The organism is Terrabacter sp. AAH1, assembly GCF_054456855.1.
Window position 1 is genome coordinate 182208 of record NZ_JBTJJV010000007.1, and the last position, 18641, is coordinate 200848.

General features: G+C 71.9%; 16 protein-coding genes. 14 read left to right on the plus strand and 2 right to left on the minus strand.

All coding sequences use genetic code 11. The annotated features are described in order from the left end of the window. Window positions 1-38 precede the first annotated feature (38 nt). The 4 genes from ACXR8F_RS13135 (at window position 39) to ACXR8F_RS13150 (ending at window position 5395) form a co-directional block, all read left to right on the plus strand. Window positions 39-2291, plus strand: coding sequence for a peptidase M6 (locus tag ACXR8F_RS13135; RefSeq protein ID WP_458801052.1), 2253 nt, complete (start codon window positions 39-41; stop codon window positions 2289-2291). Between the two features lie 130 nt (window positions 2292-2421). Then, entirely contained in the window at window positions 2422-3174 is a 753-nt protein-coding gene (priA, locus tag ACXR8F_RS13140) for a bifunctional 1-(5-phosphoribosyl)-5-((5-phosphoribosylamino)methylideneamino)imidazole-4-carboxamide isomerase/phosphoribosylanthranilate isomerase PriA (protein ID WP_458801054.1), read from the plus strand. Beyond that, entirely contained in the window at window positions 3171-3971 is an 801-nt protein-coding gene (locus ACXR8F_RS13145; protein ID WP_458801056.1) for an SseB family protein, read from the plus strand. The genes priA and ACXR8F_RS13145 overlap by 4 nt, the downstream gene beginning before the upstream one ends. Before the next feature lie 26 nt (window positions 3972-3997). Further along, complete coding sequence (locus ACXR8F_RS13150; protein WP_458801058.1) at window positions 3998-5395, plus strand: DUF445 domain-containing protein; 1398 nt, start codon at window positions 3998-4000, stop codon at window positions 5393-5395. 13 nt (window positions 5396-5408) lie between these two features. Here the strand turns inward: ACXR8F_RS13150 and ACXR8F_RS13155 are convergent, their stop codons facing one another. Then, window positions 5409-5873 carry a MarR family winged helix-turn-helix transcriptional regulator gene (locus ACXR8F_RS13155; protein WP_045193106.1) on the minus strand — a complete coding sequence of 155 codons (465 nt, stop codon included), beginning with the start codon at window positions 5871-5873 and terminating at the stop codon, window positions 5409-5411. Window positions 5874-5938: 65 nt separating this feature from the next. Here ACXR8F_RS13155 and ACXR8F_RS13160 point away from each other — a divergent pair, with 65 nt between their 5' ends. Both ACXR8F_RS13160 and ACXR8F_RS13165 read left to right on the plus strand, forming a co-directional pair. Then, complete coding sequence (locus ACXR8F_RS13160; RefSeq protein WP_458801060.1) at window positions 5939-6367, plus strand: organic hydroperoxide resistance protein; 429 nt, start codon at window positions 5939-5941, stop codon at window positions 6365-6367. A 46-nt stretch (window positions 6368-6413) separates the two neighbouring features. Next, window positions 6414-7415 (plus strand): NADP-dependent oxidoreductase, encoded by a 1002-nt coding sequence (locus ACXR8F_RS13165; RefSeq protein WP_458801062.1) that lies wholly within the window; start codon window positions 6414-6416, stop codon window positions 7413-7415. A gap of 108 nt (window positions 7416-7523) precedes the next feature. Here the strand turns inward: ACXR8F_RS13165 and ACXR8F_RS13170 are convergent, their stop codons facing one another. Beyond that, the gene (locus ACXR8F_RS13170) at window positions 7524-9590 is read right to left on the minus strand and encodes an elongation factor G-like protein EF-G2 (protein ID WP_458801064.1); all 2067 of its coding nucleotides are present in this window, start codon (window positions 9588-9590) and stop codon (window positions 7524-7526) included. A gap of 169 nt (window positions 9591-9759) precedes the next feature. On the opposite strand from ACXR8F_RS13170, the gene ACXR8F_RS13175 reads away from it, so the two are divergent. The 8 genes from ACXR8F_RS13175 to pheT all read left to right on the plus strand — a co-directional run bounded on the left by ACXR8F_RS13175 (window position 9760) and on the right by pheT (window position 18627). Next, window positions 9760-11103, plus strand: a complete 1344-nt coding sequence (locus tag ACXR8F_RS13175) for an MFS transporter (RefSeq protein ID WP_458801066.1) — start codon at window positions 9760-9762, stop codon at window positions 11101-11103. Window positions 11104-11431: 328 nt separating this feature from the next. Then, window positions 11432-12040, plus strand: a complete 609-nt coding sequence (gene infC, locus ACXR8F_RS13180) for a translation initiation factor IF-3 (protein WP_458801068.1) — start codon at window positions 11432-11434, stop codon at window positions 12038-12040. Window positions 12041-12145: 105 nt separating this feature from the next. Next, complete coding sequence (gene rpmI / locus ACXR8F_RS13185) at window positions 12146-12340, plus strand: 50S ribosomal protein L35 (RefSeq protein WP_020144695.1); 195 nt, start codon at window positions 12146-12148, stop codon at window positions 12338-12340. A gap of 96 nt (window positions 12341-12436) precedes the next feature. Further along, the gene (gene rplT / locus ACXR8F_RS13190) at window positions 12437-12829 is read left to right on the plus strand and encodes a 50S ribosomal protein L20 (RefSeq protein ID WP_045193113.1); all 393 of its coding nucleotides are present in this window, start codon (window positions 12437-12439) and stop codon (window positions 12827-12829) included. Window positions 12830-12884: 55 nt separating this feature from the next. Continuing rightward, a complete protein-coding gene (locus ACXR8F_RS13195; RefSeq protein ID WP_458801071.1) occupies window positions 12885-13688 on the plus strand; it encodes a TrmH family RNA methyltransferase in 804 nt (267 codons plus the stop codon). 36 nt (window positions 13689-13724) lie between these two features. Further along, complete coding sequence (locus tag ACXR8F_RS13200; RefSeq protein ID WP_458801073.1) at window positions 13725-14852, plus strand: sensor histidine kinase; 1128 nt, start codon at window positions 13725-13727, stop codon at window positions 14850-14852. A 105-nt stretch (window positions 14853-14957) separates the two neighbouring features. After that, complete coding sequence (pheS, locus tag ACXR8F_RS13205; RefSeq protein WP_458801075.1) at window positions 14958-16067, plus strand: phenylalanine--tRNA ligase subunit alpha; 1110 nt, start codon at window positions 14958-14960, stop codon at window positions 16065-16067. Window position 16068: 1 nt separating this feature from the next. After that, the gene (gene pheT, locus ACXR8F_RS13210) at window positions 16069-18627 is read left to right on the plus strand and encodes a phenylalanine--tRNA ligase subunit beta (protein WP_458801077.1); all 2559 of its coding nucleotides are present in this window, start codon (window positions 16069-16071) and stop codon (window positions 18625-18627) included. The last annotated feature ends 14 nt before the right edge of the window (window positions 18628-18641 follow it).

The window sequence follows — 18641 nt, forward strand, 5'->3', positions numbered from 1 at the left end:
TCGGAGTGCCCGCGAGCCAGGGACGATAGGGGAGTCAGATGCGTGGACGACGCTTCACCTTGATCGGCACCGCAGTGCTGGCCGCGGTTGCCATGGCGGCACCGGCCGGGGCAGCCACGGCGCCTGCGGTCGCACCGGCGGCCTCGCCGCCCGCGGCCACCAGCGCGCCGCCCGGAGCATCCGATCCACGGTCCGACGTCAAGGAGCTGAAGCGCAAGGACTTCCGTCTCGACGGCAAGCCGGTGAACGTCCCCGACCAGTTCTCGGCGAAGCGCTCGGCGCGGCTCGCGCCCCGCGCCCTGGCCGCCACCCCCGAGGTCGGGACCGTGCGCCAGTGGCTCGGGCTCGACGACTTCAACGGCCTGCTCTACCGCAAGGACTACACGCTGCGCGCCGTCGGCGCCAAGATCGAGGTCTGGGTCGCCAACGACACCTCGTTCCCTGCCGGTGACTGCCGCACGGCGGCCGACCCGCAGTCGACGGTCGTCACCGACGCCCAGGTCAACGACCTCGTCAAGGAGTTCGACGCGAACATGTTCCCGAAGGAGTCCGAGGCCTTCAGCGTCGCCCCGGACCGTGACGGCAGCAACGCGCTCATCGGCCCGGACGCGAACGGCAACGGCGGCGTCTACGACGGCGCCGGCGACAAGATCGTCACTCTCGTCGACAACGTGCGCGACGACAACTACTACACGTTCCCCGCGGCCCCGACCTACATCGCCGGCTTCTTCTCGGCGCAGTTCAACGAGCTGTTCGACCGCAACGTCATGACGATCGACGCCTACGACTGGGCGCACCGCACGGGCGTCAACCCTCCCGACGCGCCGACCACCGACCTCTGCTCGACCCGGCCCGCCCGCCCACGGCTCTACGAGGGCACCTTCGCCCACGAGTACCAGCACCTGTTGCAGTACTACACCGACCCGTTCGAGTCGATCGCCGTCAACGAGGGCCTCTCCGACTTCGCCCAGACCCTCGTCGGCTACGTGGACGCGACCAAGACCGTCTTCGACCGCGGCGGCGACAGCCACCTCTACTGCTTCCAGGGTTTCGGCACCGTGACGACTCCGTTCAACACCAACCCGCGTGACTGCGGGGGACCGGAGAACTCGTTCAACCTCTGGGGCGAGGGCGGCAACCCGAACGCCGTGCTGGCCGACTACGGGCACGCCTACTCCCTGATGCTCTTCCTCTACGACCGCTACGGCACGGCGTTCATGTCCGAGCTGCACCGCGACGGCGCCCACCAAGGACTGGCCTCGATCGAGGCAGCGCTCGCCGCTCGGGGCGCCGACCTCTACACCGTCCTGCACGACCACCAGTCGATGGTGCTGCTCGACAAGCTCGTCGACGACGCTGCCAAGGTCAAGCTCAAGGGCCTGTCGCGGCAGCGGGTGACGAGCGCGAGCCTCCGCTCGTCGGTCAACCTCGCCAACCCCACGGCATACGCCACGCCGGGAGCGGCCCCGAACGGCGCGGACTACGTCCCGCTGACGGCGCGCGGTCGCGCCCTCAAGGGTGAGGACCTCCGGTCGGTCACCTTCCGCGGGGCGAGCGAGCTGCCCTCGCAGCCGCTGCTCTGGACGGTCGTCGGCAACGACCCCGACCGCCCGGGCAACCCGGTCCTCTGGTCGGGCAACGCGAGCAACCTCGACTCTGCCGCCGTCGCCTCGGTGACAGTCCCCGCGGCCGACCCGACGCTGCGGTTCCTCGCCAAGTACGGCGCCGAGCAGGGCTTCGACTACGCGTACGTCGAGGTGTCGACCGACGGCGGCAAGACCTACACGCCGATCGCCGGCGACCGCACCGTCGCCGGCCCGAACGGGCCCGCCCTCAACGGGACGACCGCCGGCTTCGAGCCGCACACATACGACCTCTCGGCGTATGCCGGCCAGACCGTCCTCCTGTCGCTGCACTACGTGTCGGACGGCGGCGTCAACGAGGGTGGCCTGCTCGTCGACGACGTGACGGTCGGGGGGACGCTGGTGAGCGACGGCTCCAGCCTGGCACCGTTCCGGTCGCCGACCCAGATCAGCCCCACGCCCGTGGCCAACTGGCACCTGAAGCTCGTCGGCATCAGGACCGGCAAGGAGCTGTCGGTCACCCAGATCGAGTTCGACGGCCGCAACGCCGTGCACCTGTCACGCGGGCAGCTCTCGCGGTTGCGGTCCGCCACCTCCGTCGTCGCGATCGTCTCGTACGACGAGCCGACCGAGACCGTGCGCCAGTACGCGCCGTACGCCCTGACGGTCAACGGATCGCTCCAGCCCGGTGGTGGCACCGAGGGCTGACCGGAACGAGCCGGACCGGGCGGGCGGGGCACCTCGGGTGTCCCGCCCGCCTGACGGTCCGGTCAACGGCGTCAGGTTGCCCCACGGCATACTCGGAGGTCGACGATCGACCCGAGGAGTGCGTGACCGAATGACCACACCGACCGACCAGCCACGGCTCGAGCTGCTGCCCGCCGTCGACATCTCCGACGGGCAGGCGGTGCAGCTCGTGCAGGGCGTCGCCGGCAGCGGAGGCCGGTTCGGTGACCCGTGGGAGGCAGCGAAGGCGTGGCAGGACGCCGACGCCGAGTGGATCCACCTGGTCGACCTCGATGCGGCGTTCGGGCGGGGGAGCAACCGCGAGCTCATCGCCTCGATCGTGGGCCGGCTCGACCTGCAGGTCGAGCTCTCCGGTGGCATCCGCGACACCGAGTCGCTCGAGGCGGCGCTCGCGACGGGTTGCCGCCGGGTCAACATCGGCACCGCGGCGCTCGAGGACCCGGAGTGGACGGCCCGCATCATCGCCGATCACGGCGACCGGGTCGCGATCGGCCTCGACGTGCGCGGCACGACCCTCGCAGCCCGCGGCTGGACCCGCGAGGGCGGCGACCTCTGGGAGACCCTCGAGCGGCTCGACCGTGAGGGCTGTGCCCGTTACGTCGTCACCGACGTCAACAAGGACGGCATGCTCCAGGGCCCCAACGTCGACCTGCTCCGCGACGTGTGTGCCCGCACCGACCGTCCTGTCGTCGCCAGCGGGGGTGTCTCCACCCTCGACGACATCGCGACCATCCGCACCCTCGTCGGTGACGGGGTCGAGGGCGCCATCGTCGGCTCGGCCCTCTACCGGGGCGCGTTCACGCTGCCGGAGGCGCTCGACGTCGCCGGTCGTCCCTCCGCATGAGCGGCGCGTCCGACGACCCGACCGCGTCCGGCCACGTCGACGCGCACGGCCGTCCTGCGGACTCGGCCGGCCAGGCCTGGGAGGGCAAGTCGATCCCGTCGCACGGGTTCTCGGGCGACGACGGTTCGGCGGACGAGGGGCTGCTCGCTGCGCTGCGAGCCGTCCAGTCGACGCCGGGCCCGGACGCCGAGCTCGTCCTCATGCGCAGCGTGGCCACCAGCCGGTGGCTCGTGCCGGTCGTGGCGGTCGCCACCGAGGTCGACGACAGCGGTGCGCACGCGATGGACACTCGCAGCGACATGGCCGCGGTGACGCTGACGGCACCCGACGGCTCGCGGGCCCTGCCGATGTTCACCTCGCTCGAGAGCCTCGCCGCGTGGGACCCCGGGGCGCGACCGGTGCCCGTGCGGGCCGCCGCGGCCGCGCAGGCCGCCATCACCGAGGAGTGCCACGTGCTGCTCGTCGACGTCGCCTCTGCCCACGCCGGCGTGCTGCGGCCCAGCATGCTGTGGGCGCTGGCCCAGGAGCGCGAGTGGCGGCCCAGCCACCTCGACCCCCACGTCGCCTCCGCCGTGAGCGCGGCCGTGGCCGTCGAGGCATCCGTCGAGAACCACCGGCTCGAGGCCGGTGAGCCGTCCGGGGCGGGGGTGCTGCGCGTCGTGCTGGCGCTCCGACCCGGGCTCGAGGCGGCCGACGTGAGCGCCGTCGCGACCCGCATCGGCGAGCGCATAGCAACTGATGGCGAGACGCGTGCGAGGATCGATGCTCTGACCTTCGCGCTCGAGACGGCGCGCTGAGCACACCACCAGTGGAGGTGCCGGACGTGGACACCACACCCCAGGCGACGCGGGAGCGCGACGCCGCAGCGCCCTCGGCCGAAGCCGGCCCGCCCCCGAGCGCCGGCGCGAGGTCTCCCGAGCCGCGCGCCGGCAGCCGGCGCCGGGGCACGGGCGCAGGCGGTCCGCTCGGGTTCATCGTCGACCCGGCGCTCGAGGCCCAGCGTCGCCGCGACCTGCGCCAGATGCGACTCGTCGCCACGGGCCTGCTCGTGCTCGCGGCGATCGTCTACGTGCTCACCCGCGGCCACGACGACGGCTTCCTCGGCTTCGTCAACGCCGGCGCCGAGGCCTCGATGGTGGGTGCCTGCGCCGACTGGTTCGCCGTGACGGCGATCTTCCGCCACCCGCTCGGCCTGCCCATCCCGCACACGGCGCTCATCCCGCGCAAGAAGGAGATGATCGGGCGCAGCCTCGAGGAGTTCGTCAGCGAGAACTTCATGCGCGAGGACATCATCCGCGAACGGGTGCTCGACGCGGAGCCGACCCGCAGGGCTGCCGAGTGGGCGCTGGCGCCGGGCCACGCGAAGCGCCTCGTCGACGAGGTCGCCACGGTCACGGTCCACGCCCTGCACCGCATCCCCGACGAGGACGTCCGGGCGGTCATCGAGCAGGCCGTCCTGCCGCGTCTCGCCCAGGAGCCGGTCAGCTCGCTCGCGGGTGGCCTGCTCGACCAGGTCGTGCGCGACGAGGCCCACGTCGGTCTCGTCGACCTCGCGCTGGACGAGATCCGCGTGTGGCTCGTCGACAACGAGGACCTCTTCGAGTCGCTCATCACGCAGCGCGCCCCGGCCTGGGTGCCCGACGCCATCAACGACATCGTCGCCCGCAAGATCCACGTCGAGGCCCTCAAGTGGCTCGCCGACATCCGCAACGACCCGCGCCACGACGTGCGCCAGGCCCTCGACAAGCTGCTCATCGACCTTGCCGACGACCTCCAGCACGACCCCGCGACGCAGGCCAAGGCCGAGCGGCTCAAGGAGCGGGTCCTCTCGCACCCGCAGGTGGCCGACACCGCGATGTCGCTCTGGGGCTCACTCCGGTCGGTCGTCGTGGCCGCGCTGGAGGACGAGGGCGGCCCGGTCCGGGTCCGCGCCGTCCAGGAGGTCACCGCGCTGGCCGAGCGGCTCCTCACCGACGAGGCCCTGCGCGACCGCATCGACGCCCGCATCTGCGACGCGACCATCTACGCGATCGACCGCTACGGCACCGAGCTGACCCGCATCATCAGCGACACCGTCGACCGCTGGGACGGCAAGGAGACCGCCGAGAGGGTAGAGCTGCAGGTCGGCCGCGACCTGCAGTTCATCCGGATCAACGGCACGCTCGTCGGCGGCCTCATCGGGATGCTCATCCACGCCATCGCGATCCTGCTGCCGTCCTGAGGTCGACGTCGCCTCAGTCGCCGGGCTGGTGGTCGAGGCGCTCGGTCACGGTGCGCAGGGTCTGGTGCAGGGCGAGCAACTGCTCGCGTGTGAGCCCGCTCCGAGCAGCGATGCGCTGGGGCATGTCCTGCAGCGCTGCGAGCTTGTCACGCCCGGCCGCGGTGACGCGGACGAGGACGCGCCGCTCGTCCTCCGGGTCGCGCGAGCGGCCGACGAGCCCCGCCGCCTCCATCCGCTTGAGCAGGGGGGAGAGGGTGCCCGAGTCGAGGCGCATGTGCTCGCCGAGGCTGCTGACGGTCATGGGACCGTGCTCGCCGACGCCCATGAGCGCGATGTACTGCGGGTAGGAGAGCCCGTGCTCCGCCAGGAGCTCTCGGTAGACGGCGTCGAACGCCCGCACCGTGGTGTGCATGGCGTAGCAGATCTGCTGCTCGAGGCTGAGGGTGCCGGCGGCGGTGGTCGGATTGGACGGGCTCATGCACCAAGCGTACTATCAAATTGCGCACAACTTAATGGTTCGCAATTCGTCACCCGAGGAGACCCATGACCACCGCCACCCAGACCGCCCAGTACGTCGCCTCCGCCACCGCCTCCGGTCGCGAGGGACGCGCCGTCACCTCCGACGGTCGACTCGACGTCACCCTCGCGGCACCCCGCGAGCTCGGCGGCAGCGGCGAGGGCACCAACCCCGAGCAGCTCTTCGCCGCCGGGTATGCCGCGTGCTTCGCGAGCGCCCTCGGTCTCGTCGCGCGCAAGCGTCGGGTCGAGGACTTCGACGTCGCGGTCACGGCCGACGTCAGCCTCAGCGGCTCGTCGAGCACGGGCTTCGGCCTCGGCGTCGTCCTGCACGTCGAGCTGCCCGAGGGTGTCGACGCCCAGCTCGGCCGCGAGCTCGTCGACGTCGCGCACCAGGTGTGCCCCTACTCCAACGCGACTCGCGGCAACATCCCCGTCGAGATCATGATCGACTGAGCCCGGCCACCCGTACCTCAGAAACACTGCTGCACAAGGAGATCCGATGACCAACCCCCGCGAGGTCCAGCTCGTCAGCCGCCCCGTCGGCTGGCCCACCCACGACGACTTCGCCCTCGTCGAGAGCGCGCCGGTCGAGCTGGCCGACGGCCAGGTCCGCGTCCGCAACGAGGTCATGTCGGTCGACCCCTACATGCGCGGCCGCATGAGTGACGCCAAGTCCTACGCCGAGCCGTACGCCCTCGGTGAGGCCATGCACGGCGGCGCCGTCGGCGTCGTCACCGAGTCGAAGACCGACGACATCGCCGTCGGCGACCACGTGCTCCACGGCCTGGGCTGGCGCGAGGAGGCCGTCGTCGACGGCACCGCCGTCCGCGTCGTCGACACGTCCGTCGCACCCGCCTCGGCATACCTCGGCGTGCTCGGCATGACCGGCCTGACCGCATACGCCGGCCTGACCCGCATCGCGAAGATCAAGGAGGGCGACGTCGTCTTCGTCTCCGGTGCCGCGGGCGCCGTCGGCTCGGTCGTCGGCCAGGTCGCCAAGGCGCTCGGTGCCAGCCGCGTCATCGGCAGCGCGGGTTCGCGGGAGAAGGTCGACCACCTGCTCGACGACCTCGGCTTCGACGCCGCGTTCAACTACAAGGAGGGCAAGGTCTCCACGCTCCTGCGCGAGGCAGCCCCCGACGGCATCGACGTCTACTTCGACAATGTCGGCGGCGAGCACCTCGAGGCCGCCATCGGTTCCCTGCGTCTCGGCGGTCGCATCGCGATCTGCGGCGCGATCTCGGTCTACAACGACACCGAGCCGGCTCCCGGCCCGCGCAACCTCGCGCGTCTCATCCAGACCCGGGGCACGATCACCGGCTTCCTCGTCGGTGACCACTGGGACCTCGCCGGCGAGTACGCCCAGCGCGCGGCCGGCTGGATCGCCGAAGGCTCGCTGACCTCCCGCGAGACGTTCGCCGACGGCATCGACCACGCGGTCGACGCGTTTCTCGGCGTCCTGCGCGGCGAGAACACCGGCAAGATGGTCGTCCGCCTCTGAGCCAGCGGCCCCCCGCGCACGCCCTACCCCCCTTTTCAATCGAGAGAACGCTCTGTCACGTGACGGAGCGTTCTCTCGATTGTGGCTGGGGAGGGCTCCCGGCGGCGTTCAGGCCTTGAGGAGGTCGCGCACCTTGTCGGCCGGGAGCAGGTCGTGGCGCACCGGCTCGCGCACGAACGAGCCCGTGCCGTGCGACACCGAGCGCAGGTCGATGGGGTAGCGCGACAGCTCCGACGACGGCACCTCCGCGTGCACCACGGTCCAGCCGCCCTCGGGTCCCATCGCGTCGGCCGGCTCGGTGCCGAGCACCTGGCCCCGCCGACCGCGCAGGTCCGACATCACCGCGCCGAGGTACTCGTCCGCGATGGTGATGTCGACCCGGTCGATCGGCTCGAGCAGCGCCATCGTCGACTCGTTGGCGGCCTCCTTGAGCGCGAGGGCCGCGGCGGTCTGGAAGGCGACGTCGGACGAGTCGACGGAGTGGGCCTTGCCGTCGGTGAGCGTGACCCGGACGTCGACCACGGGGTGTCCGGTGAGCAGACCCTTCTCGAGCTGGAGCCGGGCGCCCTTCTCCACCGACGGGATGAACTGGCGCGGCACGGCGCCGCCGACCACCTTGTCGACGAACTCGAAGCCGGCCCCGCGGGGGAGCGGCTCGATCTCGATGGAGCAGACGGCGTACTGCCCGTGCCCGCCGGACTGCTTGACGTGACGTCCCTGCACGCTGCACTTGCGCACGAAGGTCTCGCGCAGCGCGGTGCGGTAGGGCTCGGCGGTCACCGTGACGCCGTAGCGGTCGGCGAGCTGCGCGATGAGGTCGTCGACGTGGGCCTGGCCCATCGTCCAGAGGACGACCTGCTCGGTCTCGGCCGAGTGGTCGAGCCGCACGGTGACGTCCTCGGCGACGATGCGCTGGAGCGCCGCGGCCAGCTTGTCCTCGTCGGACTTCGTCGCCGCCCGGATCGCCACCGGCAGCTGGGGCTCGGGCAGCAGCCACGGTGCGACGACTGCGGGCCGCTCCGCGGACGAGAGGGTGTCGGACGTCTCGCCGCGGGTCAGCTTCGACACGAGGGCGAGGTCGCCGGCGATGGCGGTCCCCCTGGGCCGGTGGCCGTCCATGAAGGGGGCCGCGAGGGGCCCGACCCGCTCGTCGTCGTCGTGCGCGGGGTGGCCGGCGACCTCGTGGCCGACGAAGTCGCCCAGGTGGCCCGAGACGTGCACCGTCTCGTCGACCCGCAGGGTGCCGGAGAAGACCCGCACGAGGGAGAGGCGCCCCACGTACGGGTCGGTGGTCGTGCGCACGACCTCGGCCACGAGCGGCTGGTCGGGGTCGCAGGCGACGCCGCTGATCGCGCCACCCGCAGGGCTGGTCACCGTCGGCAGCGGGTGCACGGTCGGGTCGGGGAAGGCGCGCTCGACCATGCCCAGGAGCTCCTCGACGCCCGCGCCGGTGAGCGGCGACACCGGGACGATGGGGAAGAAGGTGCCCTGCGCGATGGCGGCGCGCAGGTCCGTGAGGAGCGACTCGGTGTCGATGGCCTCGCCCTCGAGGTAGCGGTCGAGCAGGGTGGCGTCCTCGGACTCCTCGATGACCGACTCGATGAGGGCCGACCTGGCGTCCTCGTGCTCCTCCGAGGTCTCGCCCGTGAGCAGGCCGACGACACCGGTGACCTCGCCGTCGGAGACGGTGGGCCAGTGCGTGGCACGGGCGTCGCCGAAGGTGCGACGGCACGTCTCGACGGTGGCCGCGAAGTCGGCGCGGGGCTGGTCGAGGTGCGTGACGACGACCGCCCGCGGCATGCCCACGGCCGCGCACTCGCGCCACAGCAGCGACACGGGGCGGTCGATGTCGTCGGCCCCCGAGATCACGAACACCGCGGCGTCGGCGGCCCTCAGCCCGGCGCGCAGGTCGCCGACGAAGTCGGGGTAGCCGGGGGTGTCGAGCAGGTTGAGCGTGACCGGGCCCGAGTCGAACGAGGCGGCGGTGAGGGTCGTCGTGCGCACGTGCTCCGTCGCGCCGGTGCGCTGACCGGGCACGCGGGCCGCCACGAGGGCCTCGAACAGTGCGGTCTTGCCGGCCCCGCCGGGTCCGACCAGCACGACGTTGCGGATGTCCTGCGGCGAGGCGGGGTTGGGGGCCGCAGGAAGGTCTGATCTGCCGGGCGTCTTTGCCATGACCCCACCTTTCCCCTGTCGCCCACGCGTCACAAGACCCTTTGGCGTATGCCGTCGCGCCGCCTTTCGCGGCGAGGCTCCCGACCCGACCCGAGCGCGAAACCCGAGCGCGAAACCCGAGTGCGAAACCCGAGTGCGTCGTGTCGGTGCGAGGTGACAGGCTGGCGCCATGGATCTCGGGGCGTACCGGCCGGTGCTGGCCAACCGCGACACGCGGGGCGCGCTGCTGCTCGGCTTCTTCATCCGTGTGCCGATGTGGGCCGGTGCCGTGATCCTCACGCTGCACGTCGTGTCGTCCCTCGGCCGCAGCTACGGCGAGGCCGGGCTCGTCACCGCGGCCTCGACGATCGCCGTCGCGGTCTCGGGTCCGTGGCGCGGGCGCCTCCTCGACCGCATCGGGCTGCGGCGCACGGTCGGCCCGTCGCTGGTCGTCCAGGTGGTCTGTTGGTCCATCGCGCCCTGGGTGGGCTACGCGCCGCTCGTCGGCTTCGCGGCGCTCGCGGGGCTCTTCGTCGTGCCGACCTTCTCGATCCTGCGGCAGGTCATCATCCGCTCGGTGCCCGCCGACCAGCCACGCACCGCGCTCTCGCTCGACTCGTCGGCGACCGAGCTCTCCTTCATGGCCGGCCCGGCCATCGGCGTCTGGCTCGCCACCAGCTACGACACGGCCTGGGCGCTGCTCGTGTGCGAGCTGACCTCGGTCGCGGCCGGCTTCGTGCTCTGGCTGGTCAACCCGCCGCTCACCTCCGACACGACGACGCCCGCCACCGACGAGCAGGGGGAGGGCGCCCGCGCCGACGCGATCGCCACGGCCGAGACCGGGTCCGAGGCGGCGGGCCGGACGGGCCGCGCGCCGCGTGCGCTCCGCGGCTTCATCACCGTGCCGGTCGCCGCCGTCTACCTCGCGGCCGCCTGCTCCACGCTGGTCCTGAGCGGCACCGACGTCTCCATCGTCGCGGCCCTGCGCACCTACGACGCCACGCAGTCGATCGGCTGGGTGCTCGCCCTGTGGGGCGCCGGCTCCCTGGTGGGCGGCCTCGTCTACGGCGCCTGGCACCGGTCCTTCTCCGTCTTCTGGCTCCTCGGTGGTCTCGCGGCGCTGACGCTGCCCGTCGCGCTCGCCGTCGGGGTGCCCAGCTTCGCGGTGCTCGTCACGGTCTCGGGTCTGCTCTGCGCGCCGACCATCACCGCGACGGTCGAGCAGCTGAGCCGCCTCGTCCCCGAGCGCTTCCGCGGCGAGATGATGGGCTGGCACGGCTCGGCCATGACCGCTGGGTCGGCGCTCGGTGCGCCGCTGGCCGGGTTCGCCATCGACCACGGCGGCTGGCAGTGGGGCTTCGTCGTCGTCTCGCTGCTCGGCGTGCTCGTCGCAGCAGCCGGCCTGGTGGCCGCCGGGCGCTCTCGCTCCCGCGGCGCGGGCTCGGGTTCGCTGCCGTCCGCCGCCACCGGGACGACGAGCGGCTCCGGCGCCGATTCGGATCGAGCCGTCCCGGCTGCTAACATGGAGCACTGACCAGCCGTCACCCGACTCCCGCTCCGGCGGAACAGGGTGACGACGTGCAAGAGAAGCTCGCTTCCACCCGCGTCGACCTCAGGGTTGCCGGGTCAAGGTCTGCTCGACAGGCGTGCCGTCCCGCGGTGCGCGTGACGAGCCGTGTGACGTGACGGCGACCGTCCGGCATACGCGATCCTTGGGCTCCTCGTGCACACACGGGGAGCCCTTTTCTCGTTGTGGTCGCAGCAGGACAGCAGAACCCGTCTGGTCACCCATTTCTCGAACTTAGGAGCACCACATCAGCGAGCCTCGCATCAACGAGCGCATCCGGGTCCCGGAAGTGCGCTTGGTTGGCCCCAACGGCGAGCAGGTCGGCATCGTCCGCGTCGAGGACGCGCTGCGTCTGGCCGAGGAGGCGAACCTCGACCTCGTCGAGGTGGCCCCCATGGCCAAGCCGCCGGTCGCCAAGCTCATGGACTTCGGCAAGTTCAAGTACGAAGCCGCCATGAAGGCACGGGAAGCGCGCAAGAACCAGGTCAACACCGTCATCAAGGAGATCAAGCTCCGACCGAAGATCGACCCGCACGACTACGGCACCAAGAAGGGCCACGTCGAGCGGTTCCTCAAGGCCGGCGACAAGGTCAAGGTGACGATCATGTTCCGCGGTCGCGAGCAGTCGCGACCCGAGCTCGGTCGCCGTCTGCTCGAGCGCCTCGCCGAGGACATCGCCGAGCTCGGCTTCGTCGAGTCGGCCCCGAAGCAGGACGGCCGCAACATGATCATGGTGATCGGCCCGACCAAGAAGAAGGCGGAGGCCAAGGCCGAGCAGCGTCGCTCCCGCGAGCAGCGCCCGGCGACGGCCGAGCAGCCCGCAGGCGAGCAGCCGGCAGGCGAGCAGCCCGCGGCCGCAGAGGCCGCCCCGCAGACCGACGAGGCCACCGCCGCCGCCGAGTGACAGGCGCGCGGTGACCCGCCGGAGGCGAGAGCCCAGTCTCGAGCACCCGGCACGACAGACCACGTACGTCCACTGACGCACGCAACACGAAGGAGATCGGCCCCCATGCCGAAGATGAAGACGCACAGCGGTGCGAAGAAGCGTTTCCGCCTCACGGGCACCGGCAAGGTCATGCGCGAGCAGGCCGGCGGTCGCCACCTGCTCGAGCACAAGTCGAGCAAGAAGATGCGTTCCATCGCGAACGACGTCGAGCTCGCCAAGCCGGACGCCAAGAAGGCCAAGAAGCTCCTCGGCAAGTGAGCCGGGACCCCCACCAATCAGCATCTCGCTGAGCAGCCGGGTCTCCGGTAAGCCAGCAGCACGAAGCACTGCACCAAGCAGAGAAGGAGTATTCACGTGGCACGCGTGAAGCGGGCGGTCAACGCCCAGAAGAAGCGTCGCGTCGTTCTCGAGCGCGCGAGCGGTTACCGCGGTCAGCGGTCGCGTCTCTACCGCAAGGCCAAGGAGCAGGTCACCCACTCGCTGGGCTACGCCTACCGTGACCGCCGCGCCAAGAAGGGTGACTTCCGTCGCCTCTGGATCCAGCGCATCAACGCCGCGGCCCGCGCCAACGGCATGACCTACAACCGGTTCATGCAGGGCCTCAAGGCCGCCGGTGTCGAGGTCGACCGCAAGATCCTCGCCGACCTGGCCGTCAACGACGCGCCGGCCTTCACCGCGCTCGTGGAGCTCTCCCGCGCCAACGTCCCGGCACAGGCCGAGGCGAAGGTCGCCGGCGACGCAGCCTGAGCGACGCCGCCTGTCCACTGACAGCCGCAGCGCACACCGAACGCCGGGACACCCCGTGCTGACCAACACCCGATCCGATCGGGTCAAGGCCGTACGGGCGCTGTCCCGGCGTTCGGTGCGTTCGCGCACCGGGGAGTTCCTCGCGGAGGGGCCGCAGGCCGTCCGTGAGGCGGTCGCCTTCCGGCCCGAGCTGGTCCGCGACGTCTACGTGACCACCGAGGCGGCCGAGCGGCATACGGCCATCGTCGACGCGGCCCGCGCCGCCGAGCTCTGGGTGCACGAGGTCAGCGCGGAGGTGCTCGCCGCCATGTGCGACACCGAGTCCCCGCAGGGCATCGCGGCCGTCTGCCGGGTGCTCGACGTCCCCCTCGAGGAGGCGCTCGCCGACCTGCCCGCCGACGCTCTGGTCTGCGTCCTGACGAACGTGCGTGACCCCGGCAACGCCGGCACCGTCATCCGCGGAGCCGACGCCGCCGGAGCCGACGCCGTCATCGTCAGCGACGCGAGCGTCGACGTCTACAACAGCAAGGTCGTGCGCTCCACCGTCGGTTCCCTCTGGCACCTGCCCGTGAGCACCGGCGCGACGGTGGCCGAGATCCTCGACGCTCTGCGTGCCCGCGGCATCCGACTGCTGGCCGCCGACGGGGCCGGCACCACCCTGCTGCACGAGGCCGACCTCACCGGCGCCCATGCCTGGGTGATGGGCAACGAGGCGTGGGGGCTGCCCCTGGAGACCCGCGACGCCTGCGACGAGGTCGTGCGCGTCCCCATCTACGGGCACGCCGAGTCCCTCAACCTCGCCATGGCGGCAACCGTCTGCCTCTACGCCTCGGCCGAGGCACGCCGCACCCGCCGCTGACCCAACGCGCGGTCCGCCGTGGCTATCCTCGGGACCATGACCTCCGCCGACGGGACCGGTTCTGGCCTCCCCGAGTCGGCGGCCAGCGTGGCACCGGTCGCGCAGATGGGCGAGATGCTCCCCGACGGCCTCGTCGTCGTCGGCGGTGACCGGCGCATCCGCTTCGTCAACACCGAGGCGCTGCGCATCCTCGAGTGCGACAAGGCCGACCTCGAGGGGCGACCGCTCGACGAGGGGCTGCCCCTCACCGACAAGTACGGGCGCGACTGGTGGGCCCACACCGACCCGTGGAACGGCCTCGCCAGCCGCCCCGGCCACCGCGAGAAGCTCCTCGTCGCACCCAAGGGCCACGACGTCCTCGTCACCGCCCGCTACATCCGCTCGGGGCCGGACGGCGCGGTCGCACGCGTCATGCTCGGCCTGCGGGACGCCGAGGCGCGCCAGCGCGCCGAACGCGACCAGGCCACCGTCCTCTCGACGGTGGCGCACGAGCTGCGGGCGCCGCTGACGTCCGTCACCGGCTTCACGAGCAGCCTGCTCCGAAGGTGGGAACGCTTCACCGACGAGCAGAAGCGCCTCATGATCGAGACGATCGAGGCGGACGCGACCCGGCTGACCAGGCTCATCACCGAGCTGCTCGACATCTCGCGCCTCGACTCCGACAACCTCAACCTGCGCCGAGGCCCCGTCGACCTCCACGCGCTGTTGTCGAAGCACGTCACCCGCTACGAGCTCGGTCGCTCCACGGGCACGGTGCGCCTGCAGCTGGGCGCGGAGGCGTCGTCCGACGGACTCCCCGAGATGTGGGCCGACACCGACCGGCTGGAGCAGATCTTCTTCAACCTCATCGAGAACGGCCTGCTCCACGGCGACGGACGCGTCACGGTGACCCTCGACCGCGGGGGCGAGCTCGGCGACTCACCCGAGTCCGTGGTCGTCGAGGTCGACGACGAGGGTGACGGCATACCCCCGGCCGACCGCGAGAAGATCTTCGGCCGCTTCTGGCACGGGCCCTCCAACGCCAGCACCGGCCTCGGCCTCTACGTCGTCCGCGGACTCGTCGAGGCCCATGGGGGCACGGTGCACGTCTCCGACAACGCGGCGGGCGGCGCCCGCTTCGTCGTGCGGCTGCCCGCCGGGCTGCCCGAGGCCTTCGGGAGCTGACCGCGGGCCGGGCGGGCGGCAGGCCCGGTCGCACACGCCCCTAGACTGGCAGCCCAGAACCGACCCCATCGAGACCCCCCGAGCGAGAGCAGCGAACGCACGCCGATGTCCGGACCCAACACGAACTACGACCCGGTCGAGGTCTCCGCGCTCGACCCGGCCAACGTCGACTCAGCCGTGCAGGAGGCCCTCGCCGCGATCGCGGCCGCCGCCTCGCTCGACGACCTCAAGGCCGTGCGCATCGCGCACCAGGGCGAGAAGAGTCCGCTGGCCCTCGCCAACCGCGAGATCGGCGCGCTGCCGCCGAGCGCCAAGGCAGAGGCCGGCAAGCGCGTCGGCCAGGCCCGCGGACGGGTCGGCCAGGCCCTCTCGGCGCGCCAGGCCGAGCTCGAGGCCGAGCGCGACGAGCGCATCCTCGTCGAGGAGCGCGTCGACGTCACCGTGCCCGCCCTGCGTCGCCTCACGGGTGCGCGGCACCCGATCGAGCTCGTCGCCCAACGCCTCGTCGACGCCTTCGTCGGCATGGGCTGGGAGGTCGCCGAGGGCCCCGAGCTCGAGAGCGAGTGGCTCAACTTCGACGCCCTCAACCTCGGCCCGGACCACCCCGCGCGCCAGATGCAGGACACCTTCTTCCTCGACCCGGTCGACTCCGGCCTCGTCCTGCGCACCCAGACCTCGCCGGTGCAGATCCGCACCATGCTCGAGCAGGAGCCGCCGATCTACATCGTGGCCCCGGGCAAGGTGTTCCGCACGGACGACCTCGACGCGACGCACACCCCGGTCTTCCACCAGATCGAGTGCCTCGCCATCGACAAGGGCCTGACGATGGCCCACCTGCGCGGCGCGCTCGACGCGTTCGTCCGCATCATGTTCGGCGAGGACACCCGCACCCGGGTGCGCGCCAACTACTTCCCCTTCACCGAGCCCAGCATGGAGACCGACTTCCTCTGCTTCGCCTGCCACGGCGAGGAGACCTGGGGCAGCGCCGAGCCGTGCCGCACCTGCGGCGGCTCCGGCTGGATCGAGCTGGGAGGCTCCGGCATGGTCAACCGCAAGGTGCTGCGCACGTGCGGCATCGACCCCGACGTCTACTCCGGCTTCGCGTTCGGGCTGGGCATCGAGCGCGCGCTCCAGCTGCGCCACGGGGTGCAGGGCATGCACGAGATCGTCGAGGGCGACATCCGCTTCTCGCAGCAGTTCGGGATGGGGGCCTGACATGCGTACGCCGCTCAGCTGGCTCGCCGAGTACACCGATCTCGCGCCCGGGGCGCGCGGCGCCGACGTGGCTGCGAGCCTTGTCAGCGTGGGCCTCGAGGAGGAGGACCTCCACGGGGGCGACATCACCGGCCCGCTCGTCGTGGGTCGCGTCCTCGAGCTCGAGGAGCAGGTCCAGAAGAACGGCAAGCCGATCCGCTACTGCGTCGTCGACGTGGGGCAGAACGGCCAGATGCTCACCGAGGGCAAGCACCAGGAGATCGTCTGTGGCGCCACGAACTTCGAGGTCGGCGACCTCGTCGTCGTGGTGCTGCCCGGCGCCGTGCTGCCCGGTGGATTCGAGATCTCGGCGCGCAAGACGTACGGCCGCATGTCCAACGGCATGATCTGCGCCGAGGACGAGATCGGCCTCGGACACGACCACGAGGGCATCATCGTGCTCAGCCGGCTGCTGGGCGAGGAGCGCGCCGCATCGCTGAGCCCCGGGGACGACGCCATCGCCCTCCTGGGGCTGGCCGACGAGACGGTCGAGACCAACGTCACCCCCGACCGCGGCTACTGCTTCTCGCTGCGCGGGCTCGCCCGCGAGTACTGGCACGCCCAGGGCAGCCCCGAGGGCGGCTTCCGCGACCCGGCTGCCGTGGTCGCGCCCGACGCCAATGGCGACGGCTACACCGTGGAGCTCAAGGACGACTCGCCGATCGACGGCAACGAGGGCTGCGACCGCTATGTCGCCCGCATCGTCCGTGGCATCGACCCGACGCGACAGACGCCGTCGTGGATGGCCCGGCGGCTGACGCAGGCCGGGATGCGACCCATCTCGCTGGCCGTCGACGTGACGAACTACGTCATGCTCGCCGTGGGTCAGCCGCTGCACGCCTTCGACGTCGACCGGCTGTCCGGATCGGTCGTGGTGCGCCGCGCGCGCGTCGGCGAGAAGCTCACGACCCTCGACGACGTCGAGCGCGCGCTGAACGTCGACGACCTGCTCATCACCGACGGCGGTGAGCAGCCGCTCGCCATCGCGGGTGTCATGGGTGGCGCGTCGTCCGAGGTGTCCGACACGACCACCGACGTGCTCATCGAGGCCGCGCACTTCGACCCGACCACGGTCGCGCGCTCGTCACGCCGCCACCGCCTCGTCACCGAGGCCTCCAAGCGCTTCGAGCGCGGCGTCGACCCGAAGGTGACGGCGGCGGCAGCCCAGCTCGCCGTCGACCTCCTCGTGGAGCACGGCGGCGGCACCGTCGACCCGGGCGTCACCGACGTCGACCGCACGACCGACCGGGTGGCCTACCGCCTCGACGTCACCGAGCCCTCTCGCATCGTCGGTGTCGACTACGCCCGCGAGCGGGTCGTCGGCATCCTGCGCGACCTCGGGTGCTCGGTCGACGAGCAGGGCGCCGGCACCGACGACCGGCACGTCCTCGTCACCCCGCCGTCGTGGCGCCCCGACCTCGTCGACGCGCCCGACTACGCCGAGGAGGTCGCGCGGATCGACGGGTACAACAACATCCCGTCGATCACCCCGACCCCGACCGAGGGCCGTGGGCTCACGCACGCCCAGCGGGCTCGTCGCGTCGTCGCCGACGCCCTCGCGGGCTTCGGCCTGACCGAGGTGCTCAGCTACCCGTTCGTCGCCGAAGGTCTGGCCGACCAGCTCATGCTCCCGGCCGACGACGACCGGCGTCACGCCGTGCGCCTCGCCAACCCGCTGTCCGAGGAGCGGCCGCTGCTGCGCACGTCGATCCTGGCGAGCCTCGTCGACACGCTGCGCCGCAACGTGGCCCGCGGGCAGAAGGACGTCGCGATCTACGAGCTGGGTCTCGTCTTCCGCCCGGGCGGCCCGCTGGGCACCGCGCCGATCCCGAGCGTGGCGACGCGTCCCGACGCCGACACCCTCGAGCGCCTGTATGCCGCCGTGCCGACACAGCCGCGTCGCGCGGGCATCCTCGCGACCGGCCAGACGGAGCCCGCCGGCTGGTGGGGCCCGGGCCGTGCCGCGGACTGGAGCGACATGGTCGCCGCGGTCCAGACGGTCGCGTCCGCCCTGGCCGTGCCGGTGGTCGTCGCGAACGACCCCGCCCACGCCCCGTGGCACCCGGGCCGGTGCGCACGCATCACGCTCCTCGACGGCACGCTCGTGGGCCACGCCGGCGAGCTGCACCCGAAGGTGGTCGCCGCGCTGGAGCTGCCGGCGCGAACGGTGGCCGCCGAGGTCGACGTCGACGTGCTCATCGCGGCCAGCGCCGAGCCGGTCCAGGCGCAGGCGTTCTCCACGTTCCCGCCCGCCCTGACCGACGTGGCGCTGCTCGTGGCGTCCGACGTGGCCGCGGCCGACGTCGAGTTGGCGCTGCGTTCCGGCGCGGGGGAGGCGCTCGAGTCGGTGTCGCTCTTCGACGTCTACGAGGGCGAGCACGTGGAGGCGGGTCGCAAGTCGCTCGCCTACCGCCTCACGTTCCGCGCGACCGACCGCACGCTGACTACCGAGGAGGTCAACGGCTTCCGTGACGCCGCCGTGGCGTCCGCGGCGTCGGCGACGGGGGCCGTCCAGCGCTGAGACCGTCCATGCAC